The following is a 20861-nucleotide window of genomic DNA, read 5'->3' as shown; positions in this document are numbered from 1 at the left end:
GATTTGCTTTATTTTAATAGCATCCTTGCTGCTCAGCGTTCTTCAAGAGGTGATACCCGATGTGGTGTTAGTCGATGGAGATTCGTATAAATCAGAATGAGTGTTGTTCATCTGTTTATCCTGGTGAGAAAAAAAGGACAATGGAGTGACTGGTTTTATCTCATCATTTAAGGATTTTTGCTTCTTGATAATAATCTCAAGGTCAGGATTATTGCGAACCAATTGATTAAGGAATTGCTCTCCATCTGTCGATTTCATCAGTAAACTTAAGGGCGATGCCTTACAGTTGTTTTGAACAGATACACTGCATTCTTGACAAAGGAGCTCTTCGGTAATTTCTTTTGCAATTGATGGATTTTGTTCCAGGATAATGTTCAGTATTTTGTGGCCAAAAGCCGAGGTAGATAGCCAGGATAAGGCGGAAGTTTTGGCGTATTTACCAATACCAGCATTTCTTTGGTTACATAAAGCGAGTGCAGTAATACCTTGAGCAAGCGCTTGGTTTTTTTCAAATAATTTAAGTAAAATGGTGCATCCGTTTGCCGTGGTTGACAACCAATACAACGCAGAAAGAGCACTGACTCCATTATCTTCTGTTGCGATCATCAGAGATAAGTCATCGGCTGTGATGGCTTGTATCAAAGTCGGATTTTCATTTAATATCTGGTAAAAAAGTATTTGCCCATTACCGTGCTTGGCAAATAAATACAGAGGTGAAATATTGGCGAATGAAGATACATTTGACGGGGGATGAGTACACAGGATTTTTCTATTAAGGCATTGAGCTATAGATGGATTTGTTTTGCATATCGTCGTGAGAGCACGTATACCTTCTGTATCGGTTAATAACCAGAAAAAAGATGAGGTGCCTTGCATTGGGACAGTAGCGTTTAATGGGCGTTCAAGAAATAAAACAGTGCTGTCAATGGACAGGGCCAGATCGGGGTTAAGCTCCAATAATTGATTCAGTAATTCTCTTCCATCAACGTTAGCAGAGAGCCAGAATAATGGGGATGAGTTATAGTCTGGATCATCCGGAGAGCGGATAAAATGGCATAGAGCCTCGGCAGTAATGGCTCGAGCTAATTCGTGATTGACTTCAATTAATCGTTTTAACATATCTCTGCCATCTTTTTGTCCACATAGCCAAAATAGTGGGGAAGTATCTAATTTAGCTTGAGTTGGCTCCTTGAGAATCTGGCATAATTCTTTAGCTCTTATTTCTTTGGCAAGATGAGGGTTATTGTCTAATAATTTTTTGAGCAGCAAGCGACCATCAATATTACCGGAAAGCCAGTATAGAGGTGATGTATTGGGATTAAAATGAGCGTTTGAATTCAGCGTAGCACATAGAGTGTTTCCTGTTATTCCCTTAGCTAAATCCGGGTTTTCATCGACTAATTTCAAGAGTAATTGGCGACCTGCTGTAGAGCCGACAAGTACAGAAAAAATGGATGTACTGGAGTCATCTTCTTCTCTTTGTTGCAGAATGTAACAAATACTTTCCGCACTAATTTCTTTAGCTAATTCAGAATTCAGGTCTAATAATTTATTGACTAATGCTATTCCTTCTGGAGTGCTGGATGCATAGGATAAAGGGGAGTGGTGGGCGTTGTTACCTATTGAGACTGCTCGTCGATTACATAAAGCCTCCCCACTGATTCCTTTGGCAAGATCGGGATTAAGAGTCAATAATCGGTCCAGAATTACTCGACCACTAGAAGTTGAAAATAACCAGAATAGTCCTGAAATATTAGCGTTGATTTCTGCATGCGGAGTAAGTGGTCGACATAATGCTTTGGCTGTTATTTGTTGAGCCAATTGGGAGTTGAGATCCAATAATACATTCAATACCTCTCGTCCTAGTGCTGATGAAGTAAGCCAATATAAAGCTGAAGAATTGGTTTCAATGTTATTGGGGATAGTGCGTTTTCTACACAAACTCTTTCCGGATATCGTTTGTCCTAATCTGGGATTTTGAGCTAATAATTTAGTAAATAAGGTCAATCCTATGGTAGAACTTGCAATCCAGTATATTGGTGCCATTATTTCCCCAGCACCAGTTGTTTTTGGTCCAGGCGAGTAGTTCAAAAATGTATCATCAAGATTTTTTCCCAGTTCAGGGTTTAAATCTAAAAGTTTGTTTACAAATTTTCGACCATCAATATAAGCCAAGAGCCAATAGAAAGTAGATGCATTATTATGAGCAATTGCATCCGATTTAGGAATATAAGTTAAAGTGCTGAGTTTGATATCTTTAGCCCGATTGCTGTGACAGTTTAATATCATGTTCAGGATTAAACGACCCGTTGGATGTAATGCGAAGATCATAATGGATGGAATGTCTTGTGGGGGATTGGTTTGACAGAGGATTTCCGGTGTGAACACCTTGGAAAGGACACTCCAATGTTTGTTGAATAGTTGAAAAATCAAATCTCTGTAGGTCGGGTTATTGATGAGTTTTGTGAACAAGCAAGTCCCGTCTTTGAGTTGGTGTTGAAATAAAAGTTTGGCTGCTGATTTGTGCTTAAAAAGATTAATAATCGATTTTTCGTTTAATTGATTTAATAGCGAATGGATGTAAGCGTCACATGGGGATATCTTTGGCGAATTCAAAGCTGCAGTAATCGGTTTAAGGGCTATGCTGCTCTCATGAGGAATACTGCTTTTGTCTTTTGGTATTTGATTCCTGTTTGGAGATAACTGTTCAGTTTGGGCTGCTGAATTTTTTTTATTGTGCTTTTTTCTTTTTGATGATGATTTGGTTTTTTCTGGCGAGGCATTTGTGTCCAGAGCCTCTTCTTTTGGTAGCTCATTTTTTTTAGGAATGATTTCGCCTGAAGTGGAAGTAGAAACAGTAGTTGACGACGAAACACTCTTCCGAGTATTTATTTTTTCCTCAATGGTCGTCGAGTCCAGCTTAAGGTGAAATTGCATTAGTTCTCTGGCGACAGCTATTCTTCCTTCAGCTAAATGATGTTCAATCACGTGTTCCCATTTTAATTGTTCATTTTCAGGGTGTTGTTCTTGTATTGAGGCACTGAGTTGATTCAGGGGCAACTGACCTAAAAAGTGCTCTCCCAGCTCCATCCATCGTTTACTTGGTTCGTGGACGAATAAATCGGACTGAGAGCGAGTAATTGAGACGTATAAGGCATTTAATGTATTCCATTGCTCCAGGGTTAACTCGGTGTTGCCAGGTTTTTTTATTTTTTGCAGCAACTCATGAAAACATTTATTTCCTGAAAAGGGTTTCCATAAAATCACTCGATCAAAATCAAGGCCAATAGCTTGTTTGGCAGTCAAAATATGATTGGTATTTAAATGTTTATTAATAAATTCCCTATCACCGGATTCCAGATGTTCGGCAATCACAACAGTTCCTGTTAATGTGCCAAATTCACGAATTTTTGCCATGCCACAGGAATTTATCCAGCTTACCATTCCTCCGCTGGAGTGCATTGATTCAATGCTGTGGTAGTTACGCCGTTTTCCTCCACCATCTAAAGTGTATTTTACTTGCATGAGGGTATTGGCAACTTCAGCTACTTTGGGACGGCAACGCCAGGTTTTAGGTAAGGGTTGTTCTGAATAAGCACCGTAGTGTTGATGCATGAGTTCTTTAAGGCAACTGAGAATGTAGGGAGAGGAAATCAGGCATTGCTCACTGTCGAGACAGGCCACAAAACGCTGATCTTTTGCTGATAAGATTAAATCACACAGTGCTACGGGCGGCAGATTTTGTGCCTCATCACAAAAAACACTGAGGAATTGGTGATTTTGGGGGAGATTTAATCTAGTGACCATTGGATCGAGAAGCTGATGTTCCTTCAGATGCTGTTGCCAACGTGCAAGTAAATCAATTAATTTATTTTGCATGCCTGAATTTTTTGAGTAATAACATTGTCGATTACCAAGATTCATGTAGCTTTTGGTTCCCAGGGCAACAATCAAACTGAATTCATATTGAATGACATCACTGGCTTCTTTGGGAAGTTTGTCTTTTAACCAAAGGGAAAACTCATTATCCTCGATTAATTTTAAATCAGGATGATGGAGCATCAACAATGACTGCCACGTCGTAAATAAAACGCCAGAGGTATCTTTAGATTGACAGGTTTGATGTTGTTCTTTTAAAGAGCTTATCAAATGTTCGGACTGGGAGAGGAACAATACTGGAGCTGTGGCGGGCTGCTCTGCTGTGTCGGTGTTCAGATCAGAATTTAAACTTAACGAGTAAGCATTAAGGATTTTGAGCATCAGATTGTACAAAATTACCGTTTTACCCGCACCCGGTGGCCCATTCAGTATTAATGGTGTTTTTTGCAACATGGCTTTTTGTTGGGAGTTATCCAAAGCCAAGGTTAATCTATTGTAGGATACAGCAGGAATCACAGATAGCTTGTCGGATGTGGGTTCTGGTGCATCCTTATAGGGATCCTCTTCTATAGTGATTAACCTAATATTCCCTGGATTTTTACTGCGAAGTTGCCGTTTAACCTGCCCGTAATTATGATCGTTAAGGGCTAATATCAACAAGGTTTTGTTCTCGTTATGAAGTATGTAGGTATAAATCAGACGATTTTTTTTATCTGTTTTTGCCCGAAAGACATCTTCGTTATTGTATTTAGAACCAGCTAATTTTTTTACATTGGGATAACGAAGAGTTCTTGAAAGGATGTTATTAATTAAATCAGAGTGTTGAAGCAATTCCGCGGCGTTTATTCGAGTGTGATCATAGAGTATTTGGGGCATATAAGCAGACCTTTAAAGTTTTCTTTCCTTTTTTTAAAAAGTGTTGGATCAAAAAGAGTGCTTATTGTAACTAATTGGATCCCTGTGTGTCAAAATTCTTACAATATGGGTTTATATTTGATCTTCTGCCAGGGATAGATGCTCTGTACATGATAAAAAAACTGTCATGCCCAAGCAGACATTACTATCAATTCTTTGTACTTGCGGTTGAGCCATCCCATTTAGCAAGGATGTTTATAAACCAAAACTCCAATTAATAAACATCCCGCTGAACAAAGGTGACACTTTACTGAATTAGGAACTCATGCTACAAGAAGCTGATGGTTCTTCTACAACTGATTTTTCACTAACTTCCTGCGTACTGAAAAAAGAATTCTCACTTCCAGGAATCTGAGGTGCAATCAGAGCCTGAGGAACTTGCGCTTTGCGCTGCATCTCGAGTTCCCTGAGCGATTCTTTCGCCAAAATATCTTGAGCTAATCGCAAATAAGCAGCCAACAGACTTAAGGGTCTCAAATTATCCGAGTTCAAACATGTAGTGATGTAAGCAAAATACTCTTTTAATGATTTACATTGATTTTCCCTAAGCCAACTAATAATATTCTCAAGCAGAGAACTGTGTCCTAACTCCTCTTTATCTTGCAGATTTTTGCATGTTACGAAAAAGTTCCATAAGATAAACGCACGATGTTCAATGCTTGAGAAGTCCAGAATTTTAACGGATTTGAATGCTTCTTCTGCGACCGAATCATTAGCGGAGAGCCTATTCAAAATTGCGTCAACTCGCTGTTGATTAGGAAATAAATTACTCAGTTTTTTAACTGTATTCCCCCAAAATATTTTATTTGACTTGTATAGTTGGTTGATTAAGGAGTGTTCTCGTGCTAAATGCTTACGAACTGTGCGCAGAATTCCTGAAAAAGTACTGGTACGATCTAGGTCTGACCCATTCAACTCACCACATATATAAGTTTTCTGTTCTATAGCAGTCCACTGTGGAGCGGCATTCATAACCATTATGACTCGCTTTGCTATTTCTTTGTCTTTGTCGCTCAGTATTTTTTGTAAAGCTGGTACGTAGAACAGGTTTTGAAAAAATGTAGATAGCGATACACAATTCATATTGCACCATATATCTTCCCCTACAATATTGGCTTGCACCATCAAACGCACTACAGCTCTGGAAATGTCATCTGTAGGATAACGCGTTACTATTGTTCCCCATGATTCTTCATTCTCTCTATTCAGATCAAATGCCAACACATCATGATCAAGGATTTTTAATAGTTTCTGTTGATTTTGTAGTGGAACTGGAAAATTCGCCTCCAGATTCATCCTGAATGCGTGATGCATTTTTGTAGCCAGAGTCTCTGCAGTCCATTCCATTTTTCTAGCCAGCTTTAACAAAATTTGTTTACCGGTTTCTGTTGTTTGCAAAAACTGCAACTCTCGCAGTTCCTGGGATTTTTTTTGAAAAAAGGCTAAATATTTATTGGTTGCCTCGGGAGATTCTCCTATATGAGATTCCTGGTATGAAAGAAGAAAACACTTATATCCCGAAGCAAAGCTATTAAACAACTCATGTTCATTTTCAAACAGAAAGAACAACGCAACATGTCGCGACTCATTATAAGGTGAGCACAGTTGACTGAGCAGTGACGTATGAGGTTCTTTTTCTGATACTGTAAGACACAGTTGACACACGTCAATCACTTCTTTTGACTGCGGATAATAGAAAAATAGTTCTCGCAATTTATGTGAATCTATAGCGCCACAGGATAAAAGCGTGGATAAATACAATCCTGGATTAGGATTTGCTAATACGTTGCTCAACAGTTCTTCCATAGGTGGCTTTGCAAGAAACTGCATACCAACCAAAGAATCATCTCCTGAGGCAGATAGCCTTGCCTTCGAAGTATCAGCCACTCCCGAAGTTCTGCTTTTGAGTGCAGCAGTCTTGGCTGTAGCCAAAGCAGATTTTGTACTTAACATAGTCGATGACGCATTGGAACTACTGGCTTGTTGCGCACGACGTCCACCTCTTCTTTTGTGATATCGAGAAGTATTTTCTGAGGATGTTTTAGCGGAAAAAATACCCGCCGCACTGACAGAGGCTGCATCCGTAGAACTGGATGAGCTGTAAGTAGCTTGTTGGGGAGCAATAACAGTGCTCACAGGAGAAATGGTCACAGATGAAGTGGCCACAACACTTGGCGGAGCTGTTGTTATCTGGAGAAACTCCTTAAACTCAGCCGTTGTTTTTTTTAAATGTTTCACGTAAATGGTTTGAGCCAGCGACAGTTCCTTTTTGTGAATCAGTTTTTGCACCAGCTGCAACCAATTGTCTTCCGAGTAACTTTGTTTGGTTAATTCAATTTTAAAATCATCACCGAATCGTTCGGTTGATCTAATCGCATCAATGATATAACTGTACTGATGCTGGGAAGGCTGAATCACGATGATTTGCTGCTGAGCTCGAGTTACAGCAGTAAAAAAGCGATTTAACGGAGGTCCAAATTTGGGATTACCCACTCCTGCCGCAGGACGATGTGCGGTAGAACTGCTGGCTACATAAGAGCGCTCAGGATGAGCCAGTAGTTTATTGGCTTCTATCAACGCCTCATCCTCGGCCATGCGATACAGAACTACTACTGGAAACTGCAGGCCTTTGACTTGATCGACCGTATACACAACATCCGTATTGAAAAATGCCTTGGCTTCTTCTATCCATTCAGGTAACGTGATGATGACCAGGTCACTGCTTTGTGTCGCATCTTGCAACGCCCTGTGTGCGTCTTCGGGTACTTGTTCAAACCAATGAACAGAGCCTAATGTGCTGTTTTCTTCTACCGTCAAAGGCAGTTGCACGTATTCAAGATTATCGGCACGACCGCCTATGAGTTTCAGACGCAAATCCAATAACTTGTCGACTAAAGGTTGGGCATTAGGAAACACTCGGTACGAACTCGGAAGTTGAATGTGTTGCACTTCAATGCCTGTTTTATGACCCAGTTGATACAAATGCTCTTTGATGAAAGGGCCTGAGGATTGGCTGTCTGTCAAACTTTGATGAGAATCTCGACAAAAATAAATTTGCAAAGAGGGGGTTAGAGCGATGAGTTGCTGAATCTGGGCTTTAGAAAAATCCTGAGCTTCGTCAGCTACCACCATATCGTATACTTCAGTGGATTGCAGGTGATAAAAAGACAAATCAATGCATTCATGATGCCTCAAATAGGCCGCATAATCCTGATAGGCTTGATAGAGCCAGGAACGGTGTTCTTTTTTAAATAAAGACTGGTGTTTTTCACCCAAACCTTCATAACTCGATTGGGTATATGCTTTACTGGTGCCGTAGCGAGTATCAACATAATCCACATAGGCCGCAACTGTTCTGAACTCCTGGTATACCGTTGCGGCATCTAATAATTCTTTTGGCAAAAGAGGTACTTTACTGAACACCCTCTTTCCTTTTCCTTTTCCTCTGACTTGATCGGTTTTTGCAGTTTTTAGCTGCTGTTGTTTTCTGGTGCAATAAGAACCAAACCATTCGCTAAAATGTTCCAGGCCTACACTTCTTTTAGATACAGTCGCCGGATCTGATTCATGAACCAATTGCGCATAAGACTTAAACACGACCCGGCCAGGAGGGCTTTCCAGCTCAGCAGGCAAACTCTGATACAATCCTTCCATGTGGCTCACTAAGGCAGCAGAAGAAGTCACGTACAGCACTTTGTTGAGTTCAGTAGGTGCATTAGCAACTAATGACAGCGCAGCGCAGGACTTTCCAGAGCCAGGAGGGCCTTCAATAATAGCCGGTCCTTTAGCGTATTTCGCTTCTTTTTGCGAATCGTTTAATTTGATGAATTCCTGATTATAATACTCCACTGGAGTGTAAACGAGCTGCTCATCCCCTATGTCATCCAAAGGCAGAACCGATGCATCCACATCAATGAATTCATCTTCAAGGTTAACTATCTTCCTAAATTCACCCTGATTTTTATCAAGAAAATGACTCAACGTCTTGGGGTGATTCAAAAATCGGGATTTTTTATACTCGTGATTAGACAGATCTTCCAGAAAAATCAGGCATCTTTTTTTATCAATTTCACTTATGGTAAATAAAATCCTGCCTTTACGACTGGTGCGGACACTGAATATTTGATGAGAGCGCATTTGTTTTAAATCTAAACCAGCTTCTTGCAACTCTCGGTTTTTTAATTGCATGATGACTTCCATGTACTTCTTGGCTACCGATTCATCAATGATTAGACCATCCCAATAGTAAATTTCACCTGGCATTTATTCGATTCTCTAGATAATAGATAAAGGCTCTATGATAAAGCATTAATATTAAGCAAATATTAATTGATGTAACTACCCACGTCACTTCGACAGGCTTCATAGTAAATAAGTCTATCCAGGTACAGATGTTAAATTTGATCGAAAGAAGATCACTTTCCTTGACATAAGTGCGCCTGTGCGGGAAGACAGTTTTTTTATCATGTACAGTGGGATAGATGGGTGGTTGATAAAACAAACAGCACGATGGAGTGTCTGTCACTGAAGGTACTCAGGAGTCTGCAATTGCATTAAAAAACGAAGAGAGTTCTTCAGGTACGAAAGTGCTATACAGTGAAAAATTATGGCGGTTCTGGTGTTGTTTGCGCAGTATCTGAAATGTTTGTTCTTTATTTTTAGCTTCTTTGAGGATTTTGGTTTCTATTGATGGATTGTATAGGGAAAGTATCAGTTCCTGCCATGATTGATGTGTACCCAATGAAGGTTTAGTTGATAAGTCCGGTTGAGCAAAAACTGGTTCAGGCAAGTTCATCATTTTGTGTAATTGCTGACTAATCATTGCGACTGCCCCATATTTAGCTTCCATACTATGACCTGCGATGTGTGGGGTGCATAAAGTAGCTCGATCAACGATCCTCTGATCCAGTGCAGGCTCATTCAGATAGACATCGGTACAATAGATCAGTGCCTTTTGATTGTTTATCAAAGCATGTTCGTTGACAATTCCACCTCGTGAAGCATTGATAATCGTGCAACCTGCATTTAATTGACTCAAAAAATTCTGATCAATTAAATTTTTGCTGGGGTGAGGGTTGGTATTGTGTAGTTCGGCATGAATGCACAGGAGATCGCATTCATACAAATCTTCAAGAATGCAACTTTTAAATGAGTTATTCGTATCTGCTTTAAGAGGATCATAAGTATAAGTTTGAAAATTTAATGCGCTCAGACGACGGTAAACTTTGCTGCCTACTGCCCCCGTCCCGATAATACCAGCCTTCTTGCCATTCATCATTGTGTTTTGCTCGAGATAGGCCAGGGAAGAAACGACATAATCAGCTACTGCGGTTGCATTACATCCTTTGGCGTCAATGAGTATAATGTTGTTGCTTTTTAAATAGGCGTGATCGATGTGATCCGTGCCACTGCTGGCCGTAGCAACATATTTTAATTGATGGTTTTTGAGCAAATGATGATTCACTTTCAGTGTAGCTCGGCAAAGCAGAATGTCTTGTTGATTCAGCAATAAAGGAATGTCTTCTTGCTTTTCATAAAGGGTCAGAATGAACGGTGAAGGAAAGGCTGCTTCCAAACCAGGGAGAGAGGCATCGGCAAGAATATTCATAAATTAAATATGAGACTGAGTAAATATAATCCACCGTTTATCAAGGGAAGCAAGACATAGCCTAGGATATTAGTGAATATCAAAATGACAAGAATCAAGAATCCATAAGGTTCAATTTTTTCATAGACCATGGCTTGTCTGGGAGGCAATAAACTGCTGACTACCCTGCTGCCATCAAGAGGGGGGATGGGTATGAGATTTAAAAATGCCAACACCAGATTGATCATCATGCCGGCTCGGGCAGTAACTAACAAGAAGAGCCCTGGCATGGAGGATTCAGGATGCAAAAATGTGGCGATTTTAAAGCATCCAGCCCATAAAAAAGCCATAAGAAAATTAGAAAACGGACCTGCCAAAGTAACCAGAATCATATCTCTTCTGGGGTTGCGTAATTGATTCCAGTTTATCGGTACAGGTTTCGCATAACCTATGACAAAATTAAAATGAGTGAGCACTCCTGCCAGAATGGGTAACAGAATTGTGCCTATGGGGTCAATGTGTCTGACGGGATTTAAACTTAATCGACCGAACATTTTTGCTGTATTATCACCACATTTGAACGCTATATAGGCATGAGCTGCTTCATGCAAGGTAATTGCCAATAAAACAGGGAGAGCCCAAATACAGATTTGTTGGATTAGGGTAAATTGGTGCATTAATCGTTCTATATATAAAATTCAGGATTTGATTCTATCCAATTCTTCATGTGATTAACAAGGCATAAGCCGATAAATAGCACGGCTGTCCCATTAAAAATGTGACGTCTTTCCGAGCGTAGCGAGGAATCTCCTACAAATTGGCACAATCTGAATTAATACATTAATTATCATTACCTTTTAAACTCTTTTTTTTTACAAGGAATTTAATGATGTCATCAGAAGATGTACCTGGATTTTTATATCATTTCGACAGGCTCGAAGATCCAAGAATTGATAGAAAGAAATTGTATCCTTTAACGGAACTATTATTTTGAACAGGTTACAAAATACCAAAAAGAAATTTAAGGATATGAGCATTAGGCGCCTGCAGAAAAAGGCTGGCTGGGCAGACTCAACTCTGGATATGATTTTAATGGTCGCATTATAATGGGATGGTGCAACCTTGCAGGAGATTCCTCGCTAGCTCGGAAAGACGTCATATTTTTAATGGGACAGCCGTGCGATAAATAGTATTGGATAAATTCCCCTTGATAATATGCATGAGTTAAACTTCACTGTTGATTTTATGCATTGGTCTTGGCTAAAGCAGTTCCATCTTATATGATGCTTTATCACGTATTATTTTTAATGGATTTTGTGAATGACTCAATTTGAACGAACTTTTAATTTAATGAAAAAACCTTGGGTAATAGTGCTTTACGTTGTTCTAGTGGTGTTAAGTTACTTCTATGTAGATATTCCTGTTGCTATTTATTTTCATCAACTAGAGCTCCGAAATACGTTTCCTGCCCTGAATGTGTTGACTGCTTTCGGGCAATGGAAAGCCTATATCATACTGTTTGTGTTTCTGGGCTTTTATTCTCGATACATTCATAAAAATGATCGTTTTGAGGCCCGCGTCTGGTATCTTTTAGGTTGTGTTTTTATCCCTAATCTCATTGGTTTTATAGTGAAAGTCTGTGTGAGTCGAGCTCGCCCCGATTTATTCTTTTCTGACAATCTGTTCGGTTTCTACTGGTTTCAGACTAAAGATTTGTACTGGTCGTTTCCTTCTGGCCATTCACTTACTGTAATTGGCCTGGCTTCCGGCTTAGGGGTCCTGTTTCCAAAGTATTTCTTTTCATTCCTGGGTTTTGCTGTGCTTGTGGTGCTTTCCCGTGTATTTCTATACCATCACTACTTAAGTGATGTCATGACCGGATGTTATTTGAGTATTTTAATAGTTGGTTATTTTACTGAATTTCTTAAAGGGAAGCATTATCTTAGTAAAATGAGATGAGCCTGATGAGTCAGTCTGATTAAAGGAGTAATTATGACGATAGAAGCGGAATTGAAACGACTGGTAAAGTTCTACGCGATATTTGATTCAGAGCACAATTGCTATGTACCGCAACTGGATAAACAAATTGTATTACGTTTAGAGCGTGATTTTGTTAAAGTGGTGAATCAACAGCTCCTGGAAAATGGACCATCCAAAGAGAGCATAACCAGTCAGTACAGAAAAATCAGTGTAAAATTTCATCCTGACCGACATTTGAATTACTCCCCTGAAATCAGTTGGCTTGAACAGATTCTATCTGAAGGAAAAAATGATGGTGCCTGCTTCAAGGTTTTGAATTTTTGCCATGATAAATTTATTAATCCGGAGAAATTTAAAGAACCTAAATTTGCTGATATTAAAACCAAAGAAGACTGTAAGGCATGGCTGGATGATTTAAAAAATCAATCGACCACTTATTCTGGGCGCAGCTTATATGAAAGTTTACAAGACTTGCTTGATCAATCCGGTGATTTTTTTGATCATGCCGGAAAGATTAAACCAACTGGTTTAAGAGTATTAATCAAATCCATTCCGGTTATTTTTGCTACCTATGGAACCTTTATATTTGCTGAAGAATTATTTGCCGTTTACGCGCTTTATTTGATTGTGTTAAAGAGTGGCCAATACTTGGAGAGCTGTCATTCATCAGAATTAAAAAGTATAGGTAAAACGCTGCAGGAGTTGAGTACTATCACCGCCACAGCGACTACAACGTTTATGGTGCGTTTGCTTGAGATGATATTTTGGGCTTCCCACCAATGCCTGGATATGAGTTTACAAATAGGTACTTCTCTTTTCACACCCGTACTTGCTGCTTCATCAAGACAGGATAGTCCAGAAGATGTTGATGCCGAGTTGTGCAGGGAGATGATTATCGCAAGTCAGAACATGCAAGATGGCATGCAATTCAAGACGCCTGAGTTAAAGGTTATTTCAGCCCCCCTTGAGTCTTATATGGGATTAAATGAACAGCAATTTTTCCGTGGCCTACGGTCAGGTCAAGCGAAATTTCGAGCATTAGAGGCCTTTTTATTTCGGATGAGAATATTGGATGAGTGCTCAGATCCTATTGAGGCAAAACTAACCCAGGCAGAAGAAGAGCTACGTAAAATTAAAGATAACCCAGAGGTTTATAACAGCAAAACCGCCACTGCTGTAGATCGTGCAAGTCGAATAATTGATTTGTTAAAGGATTCCGATGTTTCAGACCGGCAGTTGGTTTTATATACACCAAGATAGCATATGATACATAGAGGTTTTTTTAACGAAATTGAAAATGAAATTAACCTCTTGAATTTACACCCGTATCTCTGGCAAGATGCGGATTGTTTTGATTTTTCCAGTGAGGAACCATGAAAATACTCGTGGCAGTGAAGCGTGTGATAGACCCTTATGTAAAAATTCGTGTCAAATCGGATAATTCAGGAGTCGAAACGCAAAACATAAAAATGGCGATGAATCCCTTTGATGAAATCGCTGTTGAAGAAGCCTTACGCTTGCGTGAGAACAATTGGGCGACTGAAGTGGTTGCGGTCAGTATAGGCGACGACAGTTCTCAGGAAACCTTGCGCCATGCTCTTGCTTTAGGCGCAGACAGAGCCATTCTGGTGCGAAGCGAACAGGCATTGGAAAGCCTGAATGTAGCAAAAATTCTGAAAAAAATTGTCGACGAAGAACAGCCCGATTTAATCTTGATGGGTAAACAAGCCATAGATGGTGATAATAATCAAACACCGCAAATGTTGGCTGCATTGCTGGGTTGGCCTCAAGCGACCTATGCTTCCAACTTGAATTCCAATAGTGACAGTCTTGAAGTAACTCGGGAAATTGATGGTGGATTGGAAACGATAAAAGTGCAATTACCAGCAGTCGTAAGTACTGATCTGCGTCTTAATGAGCCCAGATATGCAAGCCTTCCTAATATCATGAAAGCAAAGCGCAAACCCCTGGACGTGCGAGAGCTTGATTCATTAGGGCTTTCCCTGAAGCAACATATTGAAATCTTAAAAGTCAATGCGCCTGCTGTTCGCAGTGGCGGAGTCAAGGTTGAGTCAGTAGCCGCATTGTTGGATAAATTACAACATGAAGCCAAAGTGCTTTGATAAGGAGACGAGATGAGCACTTTAGTACTTGTGGAACATAACAATCAGACTGTGCATCCATCAATTCGAAATGTATTGGCTGCTGCATTGGAGATGAATAGTCAACCGACACTTCTTGTTGTTGGTCATCAATGTAAAACCGTCGCAGAACAAGCCGCTCAATTAGAAGGAGTTCATGCTGTCTGGTATGTTGATAATCCTTGTTATGAACATCAACTGGCAGAACAAATCAGTGAACTGGTTGTATCGTTTGCAGGATCTTTTGATGTAATCATGGCTCCTGCCAGCACATACGGTAAAAACATAAGCCCTCGAATTGCCGCTCTTTTGGATGTAGCTCAGGTTTCTGATGTAACCCGAATCATTGACGCGAATACCTTTGAACATCCGATCTACGCTGGTAATGCGATTGAAACGGTTCGAGTGTTGGATGCTCAAAAAGTGATGACCATCAGGCCAACAGCTTTTAATCCAGTAACCGGCAATCAGGCTGCTTGCTGCATTGAAACGATGAGTCAGGAGTTTTTGCCCCAAAACAGTCAATTTATCAAGCATGAACTCAGTAAGTCAGAACGACCTGAGCTGGGCAGTGCCAAAATTGTTGTTTCTGGTGGAAGAGGATTGCAAAGCGCTGAAAAATTCAAATTAATTGAAGATTTGGCTGATTGCCTGGGTGCTGCAGTAGGTGCTTCGCGCGCAGCTGTTGACGCAGGTTTTGTACCGAATGATTATCAAGTAGGACAAACCGGTAAGGTAGTTGCTCCTTCGCTCTACATCGCAGTAGGTATTTCTGGAGCAGTGCAGCATTTGGCCGGTATGAAAGACTCTAAAGTAATTGTTGCAATCAATAAGGATGAAGATGCCCCCATTTTCCAAATTGCTAATTACGGCTTGGTGGGTGATTTGTTTGAACTGGTTCCTCAATTAATTGAACAATTAAAGAACCGTTAGGGAGAGTTGTTATGTTAGTAGGTGTTCCAAAAGAAATTAAACCACAAGAAAATCGCGTAGGCCTTGTTCCCTCCAGTGTAAGGGAAATTGTTCGTGTAGGCAGTTCTGTTATAGTGGAGCGCGGAGCAGGACTTGGTATTGGTATTTCTGATGATGACTACCGAAATGCTGGCGCAGAAGTCGTTGACAGCGCTGATGAAGTATTTGCTAATGCCGAGTTAATCGTTAAAGTAAAAGAACCTCAACCCATTGAATGTAAAAGACTACGTGAAGGTCAAACCTTATTTACTTATTTGCACTTGGCTCCCGACCCACAGCAAACTCGTTTGCTAAAAGAATCTGGTGTAACCGCAATCGCTTACGAAACAGTAACTCAGGATGATGGCGGCTTGCCTTTATTGACTCCTATGTCTCAGGTCGCAGGCCGAATGTCCATTCAGGCTGGAGCTCATTGCCTTGAGATGGCACAAGGTGGCAGCGGGGTCTTGTTAGGTGGCGTTCCAGGTGTCGCAGCCGCTAATGTCGTTGTGATTGGAGGCGGTGTAGTCGGCTCCAATGCGGTTCGAATGGCTATGGGTATGGAGGCACGGGTTATTGTTCTTGATCGTTCTTTACGATGTTTGAATGATTTGGATTTTCAATTTGGCTCTAAACTGAATACCGTTTATTCTACAGCTGATGCCATAGAAAAATACGTGGCCAGTGCTGATTTGGTTATCGGGGCAGTGTTGGTGCCTGGCGCGGCAGCGCCTAAACTGGTGACCAGGGCGATGTTGAAATCAATGCGTCCAGGTTCAGTTCTTGTTGATGTGGCTATCGATCAAGGGGGATGTTTTGAAACCAGTCGTGCTACTACCCATCAGGAACCTACCTACGTGGTTGATAATGTTGTGCATTACTGTGTGGCAAACATGCCAGGAGCAGTGCCCAGAACATCAACATTTGCCTTAAACAATGCAACCTTACCCTTTGTTTTAAGTATTGTAACTAAAGGTACCAAATTGGCATTATTAAGCGATCATCATCTGTTGAACGGTCTTAATGTTCATCAAGGTAAAATTACTTATGAAGCTGTGGCAAGGGATTTGGGATTTGATTATGTTCCTGCCAATATTGCTTTGGCTGGAAAGTAGGGTCTGTTGACAATTCAAGTTTCGACGTCCCGCGACTTGTTCGCGGGATCCAATTCACTCTTTATAGGCGCAATGTATTCTTGTTTTGCGCACGATCTATCGATTCCGCGAACAAGTCGCGGAAAGTAGGCTTGAACATAATGAAATATCAACAGCCACTAGTTGATTTGAAAATTTTTTCAACCCGTACGACACTTGTTGTCTGCGGGAAGTTCAATAAGGTAATTCCGAATGCAATGAAGGATCTCCTGAAGGACTTACTGCGTCTGTCTCGATATCCTTTATTGATAAGCAGCATAAGCAGGAATTTACATCCTGCTTATTATCTATTAGACAGTTCAAGAAAGAAGATAATTATTTAAACGTGAACGTTTGCTCGTCGTCGCTCTCAAAATCATCGTCACTATCATGTAAGCTTGTCTCTGAAACAACTACACTGACTCGAGACATGTCACGAGGAGGAATCGCAGGTGGAGTTCTAACAGCTGGTTCTGCTGATGGAATTTGAGCTTCGGGTGTATCACTATAGCTGGAACTCACTAACACTGGAGTGCTAATTTCTGCAACTGGAGCAGGAGCCCAGAATGAATGATACGCTTTACTCACAAAACCACGAGTTATATCACCAAATTTGTAGCCAGATGCTTGAGTGCTCGTGTTTTCAGGTGCTGATGGGGCAGATTTTGCTGCAGAAAGAAGTTCACTTCCTTTACGTACCAAGCTTCTGGTTATATCCCCAAATTTATAGCCAGGTGTTGCTTCACGTTTGGCTGCTTCAGATAAATAACTTTTTGTGGTGTTTAGAAGAATTTCTAATTGCCCTCTTGCTTCATCGCTTAATTTATTAGGGGCGTCCGGTGAAAGCTCGTCATCTCGCTTTAATACATCTTTTATGAGTAATTCATAGCGAGGGCCACGCTGTAGCGGCTGAATTAATAATGAAGCAGAGTCAAGGGTAGAGATTCTTCTAAGAAATGTATCCAGCTGTTTAAAGGCTAATTGCTCAGAGGTTTCATTTGAGGCGTACTTAATTTTCAGAAATTCTTCATAAACAGACATATATGATTTAAATTCAGCAAAAAATTGTCCAATCAAATTCATCCGTTCTGCACGAAGCTGAGTAAGTTCAGCGTTACCCAATGACTGTGTCATTTCTACACTGGCATTAAAGTGTAGAGCTTCAGATAGTTCATTAAATTTTTGTGTAGCAGTTGCCAATTTCTGGAAGATCTCTGGGCCTTCAGCATAAAATGCTTGCTCAGTAGCTTGGCTAAATTGCTCTAGTGAAGTTTGGTATGTTTTTTCTGTATCTAACATTTCTTGAATTACACGATTACTGATCATTTAACACTCCCGATATTGATGGCTTTTTAATTGACCGAAATTAGATCAATTTGGTCTTGCTGGAATCAGATTATATCAGTTAATCATTAAGAGAAAGTTAAGAGTAAATTAAGGGAAAATTAAGAAGACCTTTTTATTGCAGTGTCACAATAAATGAAAAGCATTTAATCTTGAATGCAATGAGGGATCTCCTGACTGCGCAGGAGATCAACTGAATGGGTTTAAAATAAATTTTCTTCAACTGGAGCCAGATGTTCATCAGAATTGCTGTTATTAGCATTATAAACCGGAGTAGGATCTTCCTCTGCAGGTACTTCCTTGTCGCGGAAATACTCGATAATACCATTGTCCTGATTGGGCTTGGCCAGGAGACCGCTCACAGGATCAATACGAACAGCAACTACATTTTCGGGTTGTCTTAATTCACTTTCAGGTTTGCCCTTTAGCGCTTCTCGCATGAAATCTATCCATAAGGGCAGGGCGAGATTTGCGGCATATTCATGCAAGGATTTGGGATTATCAAAACCAACCCAAGTGGTAACGACCAAATCAGAGTTAAATCCTGCAAACCAGGCATCGACCTGATCATTGGTTGTTCCGGTTTTACCCGCGATATCCTGACGATTGAGTACTCGAGCTGCCCTTGCTGTACCGTGTTGTATGACATCTTTGAGGGCTGAATTCATTAAAAAGGCAATGTCTTCAGGTATCACACGTGGTGCCAGCATCGACGTATCTACTTGTTCCTTATCGCAAGGATCACATACTACTGTTGGCTTTGCTTGCAGTAAAATTTTACCGTCTGCATCAGTAATATGATCAATGAGATACGGTTCTACTTTATAACCACCATTGGCAAAGACCGCATAGGCTGTAGTCAGCTCCATAGGGCTAATGGATAAGCTGCCTAAGGCTAATGATAGACCTTTGGGTAGGGATTTTTTAGTAAAGCCAAATCGGGTCAGGAAATCAATCGTGTAATCTATGCCAATATCATCAAGGATTCTGATGGACACCAGATTTTTAGATTGAACCAGTGCTTGTTTTAGACGAGTTGGCCCATTGAATTTAAGATTGACATTATGTGGTCTCCAGAGATTCGGCTGGCTTGGGTCATCTACAACGATAGGGGCATCATTAATTAATGTTGCCAGATTATAGCCATTATTTAAGGCTGCAGCATAAACAAAAGGCTTGAAACTGGAGCCTGGTTGTCTGCTGGATTGTGTTGCCCGGTTGAATTTGCTCTTTTGGAAATTAAAGCCGCCAACCAGAACCTCTATTGCTCCATTTTTAGGATTAAGAGCAACCAATGCGGATTCGGCTTCTGGAATTTGAGCCAGTTCCCAGTGCTTTTCAGTTGAGTGGACATAAACTATATCACCAACCGCAACGACTTGCTGCGCCTTGACAGGTGATTTACCTACCCAGCCTCGTTTAAGGGCAGGGCGTGCCCAGGACAAGCCTTCCCATGGAATGATGATTGTCTGACCGTTCAGAAGGCCCGCGGTAGCTTCCTTTTCACCGACTTCCGTAATAACAGCAGGTACCAGAGTATTCAGTTCTGGGTACTGCCTTAAGTATTTTTGTCTCATTTCGGGGGTTTGGCTGTCTTTTTCCCCTATAGTCGCTACCGGGCCTCGATAACCGTGCCGATGATCATAGGCAATCAAATTCTTTTCAACAACTTCGTTGGCCTTATTTTGTAGTTTGCCATCAATGGTAGTGTATACTTTGTACCCTTTGGTATAAGCATCAGGGCCAAAATTGTCATATAGGGATTGACGGATCATTTCTGCAACATAGGGGGCGCTTACTTCAATGTTGGTACCATGGTATTTTGCAGTAATGGGTTGGTTTATCGCATTTTGGTATTGCTCTTCATTAATATAGTGCTCTTCCAATAAGCGTTCCAATACATGGTCTCGCCGCTTTTTAGCTGCCAAAGGATTAGCGATAGGATTTTGAGTCGAAGGGGCTTGTGGAAGACCGGCTATCATTGCCAGCTCTGCTAGATTCAGTTCATTAAGTGGCTTGCCAAAATACACCATGGCAGCAGCACCTACACCATAGGCACGATTACCCAGATATATTCGGTTCAGGTAAAGCTCTAAAATCTTCTCTTTACTGAGTTCTCTATCGATTTTAATCGCTAGCATGATTTCATTGAACTTACGCAAAAAGGTTTTTTTGCGGCTTAAAAAGAAATTACGAGCTACCTGCATGGTGATGGTACTGCCACCTTGAGATTTTGTACCGGTTTTTAGCATACGCACTGCAGCGCGTCCCAACCCCATTACATCAACGCCAGGATGTTCAAAAAACCGCTGATCTTCTGTTGCAATCAGGGCATGAACCAGGGTTTGCGGGATTTCTTCATAAGTTAGAGGAATACGTTTTTTTTCACCGTATTCTTGAATCAACAAGCCTTCTTTACTGAATATCTGCAAAGGAACTTGTAATTGAACTGTTTTGAGCGAATCTACATTAGGGAGCTGACTTTCAAGATAAAGATATAAAAGACTGCCAGCCACTAATAAAAGAAAAAACAGGCTCATCAGCGCCCAAAGACCTTTACGCCAGAAGTATGCCATTTTTTTCATAGAATTATGTTATCTTTGAAGGTGAATAATCATGCATTATACAGCGATTCTTTATCATATTGCGAGTTTTGTTGCAAAATGGCTGGAATTCTCAATGAATATTGGTTATGGCGCGTTGAAAAATTCGAAAATCGGGCGTAACAATGTTTATTTTAAGGTCTGTTTATAATTGACTTGTTTAATAAGTTGCAAACGCCTACGTACAGCGGTTTCTCTTTGCCGTGAGCACTAACTATGGCGGGGGGCTCCGTGGATTTCCCTAGCTTTGAATGCGGAGCCAAGATAGTAGCGCTAAGCCAGTGGATCCCGCGGTCAATGCCGCGGGAATTCGTTTAAGGTGTGAGCA

At 40.7% G+C, this 20861-nt stretch carries 11 protein-coding genes; 5 read left to right on the top strand and 6 right to left on the bottom strand.

Going from position 1 to position 20861, the window contains the following annotated elements:
- Nucleotides 1-42 precede the first annotated feature (42 nt).
- The 4 genes from ELY21_RS11235 to ELY21_RS11220 form a co-directional block, all read right to left on the bottom strand.
- Complete coding sequence (locus tag ELY21_RS11235) at nucleotides 43-4755, bottom strand: hypothetical protein (RefSeq protein WP_127109558.1); 4713 nt, start codon at nucleotides 4753-4755, stop codon at nucleotides 43-45.
- Between the two features lie 294 nt (nucleotides 4756-5049).
- A complete protein-coding gene (locus tag ELY21_RS11230; protein ID WP_127109556.1) occupies nucleotides 5050-9057 on the bottom strand; it encodes a hypothetical protein in 4008 nt (1335 codons plus the stop codon).
- A 271-nt stretch (nucleotides 9058-9328) separates the two neighbouring features.
- Nucleotides 9329-10402 (bottom strand): 4-phosphoerythronate dehydrogenase, encoded by a 1074-nt coding sequence (locus ELY21_RS11225; protein ID WP_127109554.1) that lies wholly within the window; start codon nucleotides 10400-10402, stop codon nucleotides 9329-9331.
- Complete coding sequence (locus ELY21_RS11220) at nucleotides 10399-11058, bottom strand: site-2 protease family protein (protein ID WP_127109552.1); 660 nt, start codon at nucleotides 11056-11058, stop codon at nucleotides 10399-10401. Before ELY21_RS11220 ends, ELY21_RS11225 begins: the two co-directional genes overlap by 4 nt.
- 643 nt (nucleotides 11059-11701) lie before the next feature.
- Here ELY21_RS11220 and ELY21_RS11215 point away from each other — a divergent pair.
- The 5 genes from ELY21_RS11215 to ald all read left to right on the top strand — a co-directional run bounded on the left by ELY21_RS11215 (nucleotide 11702) and on the right by ald (nucleotide 16568).
- A complete protein-coding gene (locus ELY21_RS11215; RefSeq protein ID WP_127109550.1) occupies nucleotides 11702-12340 on the top strand; it encodes a phosphatase PAP2 family protein in 639 nt (212 codons plus the stop codon).
- 33 nt (nucleotides 12341-12373) lie between these two features.
- Complete coding sequence (locus tag ELY21_RS11210; protein ID WP_127109548.1) at nucleotides 12374-13621, top strand: J domain-containing protein; 1248 nt, start codon at nucleotides 12374-12376, stop codon at nucleotides 13619-13621.
- A gap of 113 nt (nucleotides 13622-13734) precedes the next feature.
- Entirely contained in the window at nucleotides 13735-14484 is a 750-nt protein-coding gene (locus ELY21_RS11205) for an electron transfer flavoprotein subunit beta/FixA family protein (protein WP_127109546.1), read from the top strand.
- Nucleotides 14485-14496: 12 nt separating this feature from the next.
- Nucleotides 14497-15435: an electron transfer flavoprotein subunit alpha/FixB family protein gene (locus ELY21_RS11200; RefSeq protein WP_127109544.1), complete on the top strand. Its 939-nt coding sequence runs from the start codon at nucleotides 14497-14499 to the stop codon at nucleotides 15433-15435.
- 11 nt (nucleotides 15436-15446) lie between these two features.
- Nucleotides 15447-16568 carry an alanine dehydrogenase gene (gene ald, locus ELY21_RS11195; protein WP_127109542.1) on the top strand — a complete coding sequence of 374 codons (1122 nt, stop codon included), beginning with the start codon at nucleotides 15447-15449 and terminating at the stop codon, nucleotides 16566-16568.
- Between the two features lie 354 nt (nucleotides 16569-16922).
- On the opposite strand, the gene ELY21_RS11190 is transcribed toward ald, so the two are convergent.
- Both ELY21_RS11190 and ELY21_RS11185 read right to left on the bottom strand, forming a co-directional pair.
- On the bottom strand, nucleotides 16923-17912 hold the full coding sequence (locus ELY21_RS11190; RefSeq protein ID WP_127109540.1) for a RhoGEF domain-containing protein: 990 nt from the start codon (nucleotides 17910-17912) through the stop codon (nucleotides 16923-16925).
- 221 nt (nucleotides 17913-18133) lie between these two features.
- Nucleotides 18134-20515 (bottom strand): penicillin-binding protein 1A, encoded by a 2382-nt coding sequence (locus ELY21_RS11185; RefSeq protein ID WP_127109538.1) that lies wholly within the window; start codon nucleotides 20513-20515, stop codon nucleotides 18134-18136.
- Nucleotides 20516-20861 lie beyond the last annotated feature (346 nt).

The organism is Legionella sp. km535, assembly GCF_003990085.1.
Taxonomy (GTDB): Bacteria; Pseudomonadota; Gammaproteobacteria; order Legionellales; family Legionellaceae; genus Legionella; species Legionella moravica.
This window is presented reverse-complemented; position numbering and strand designations above follow the sequence as displayed.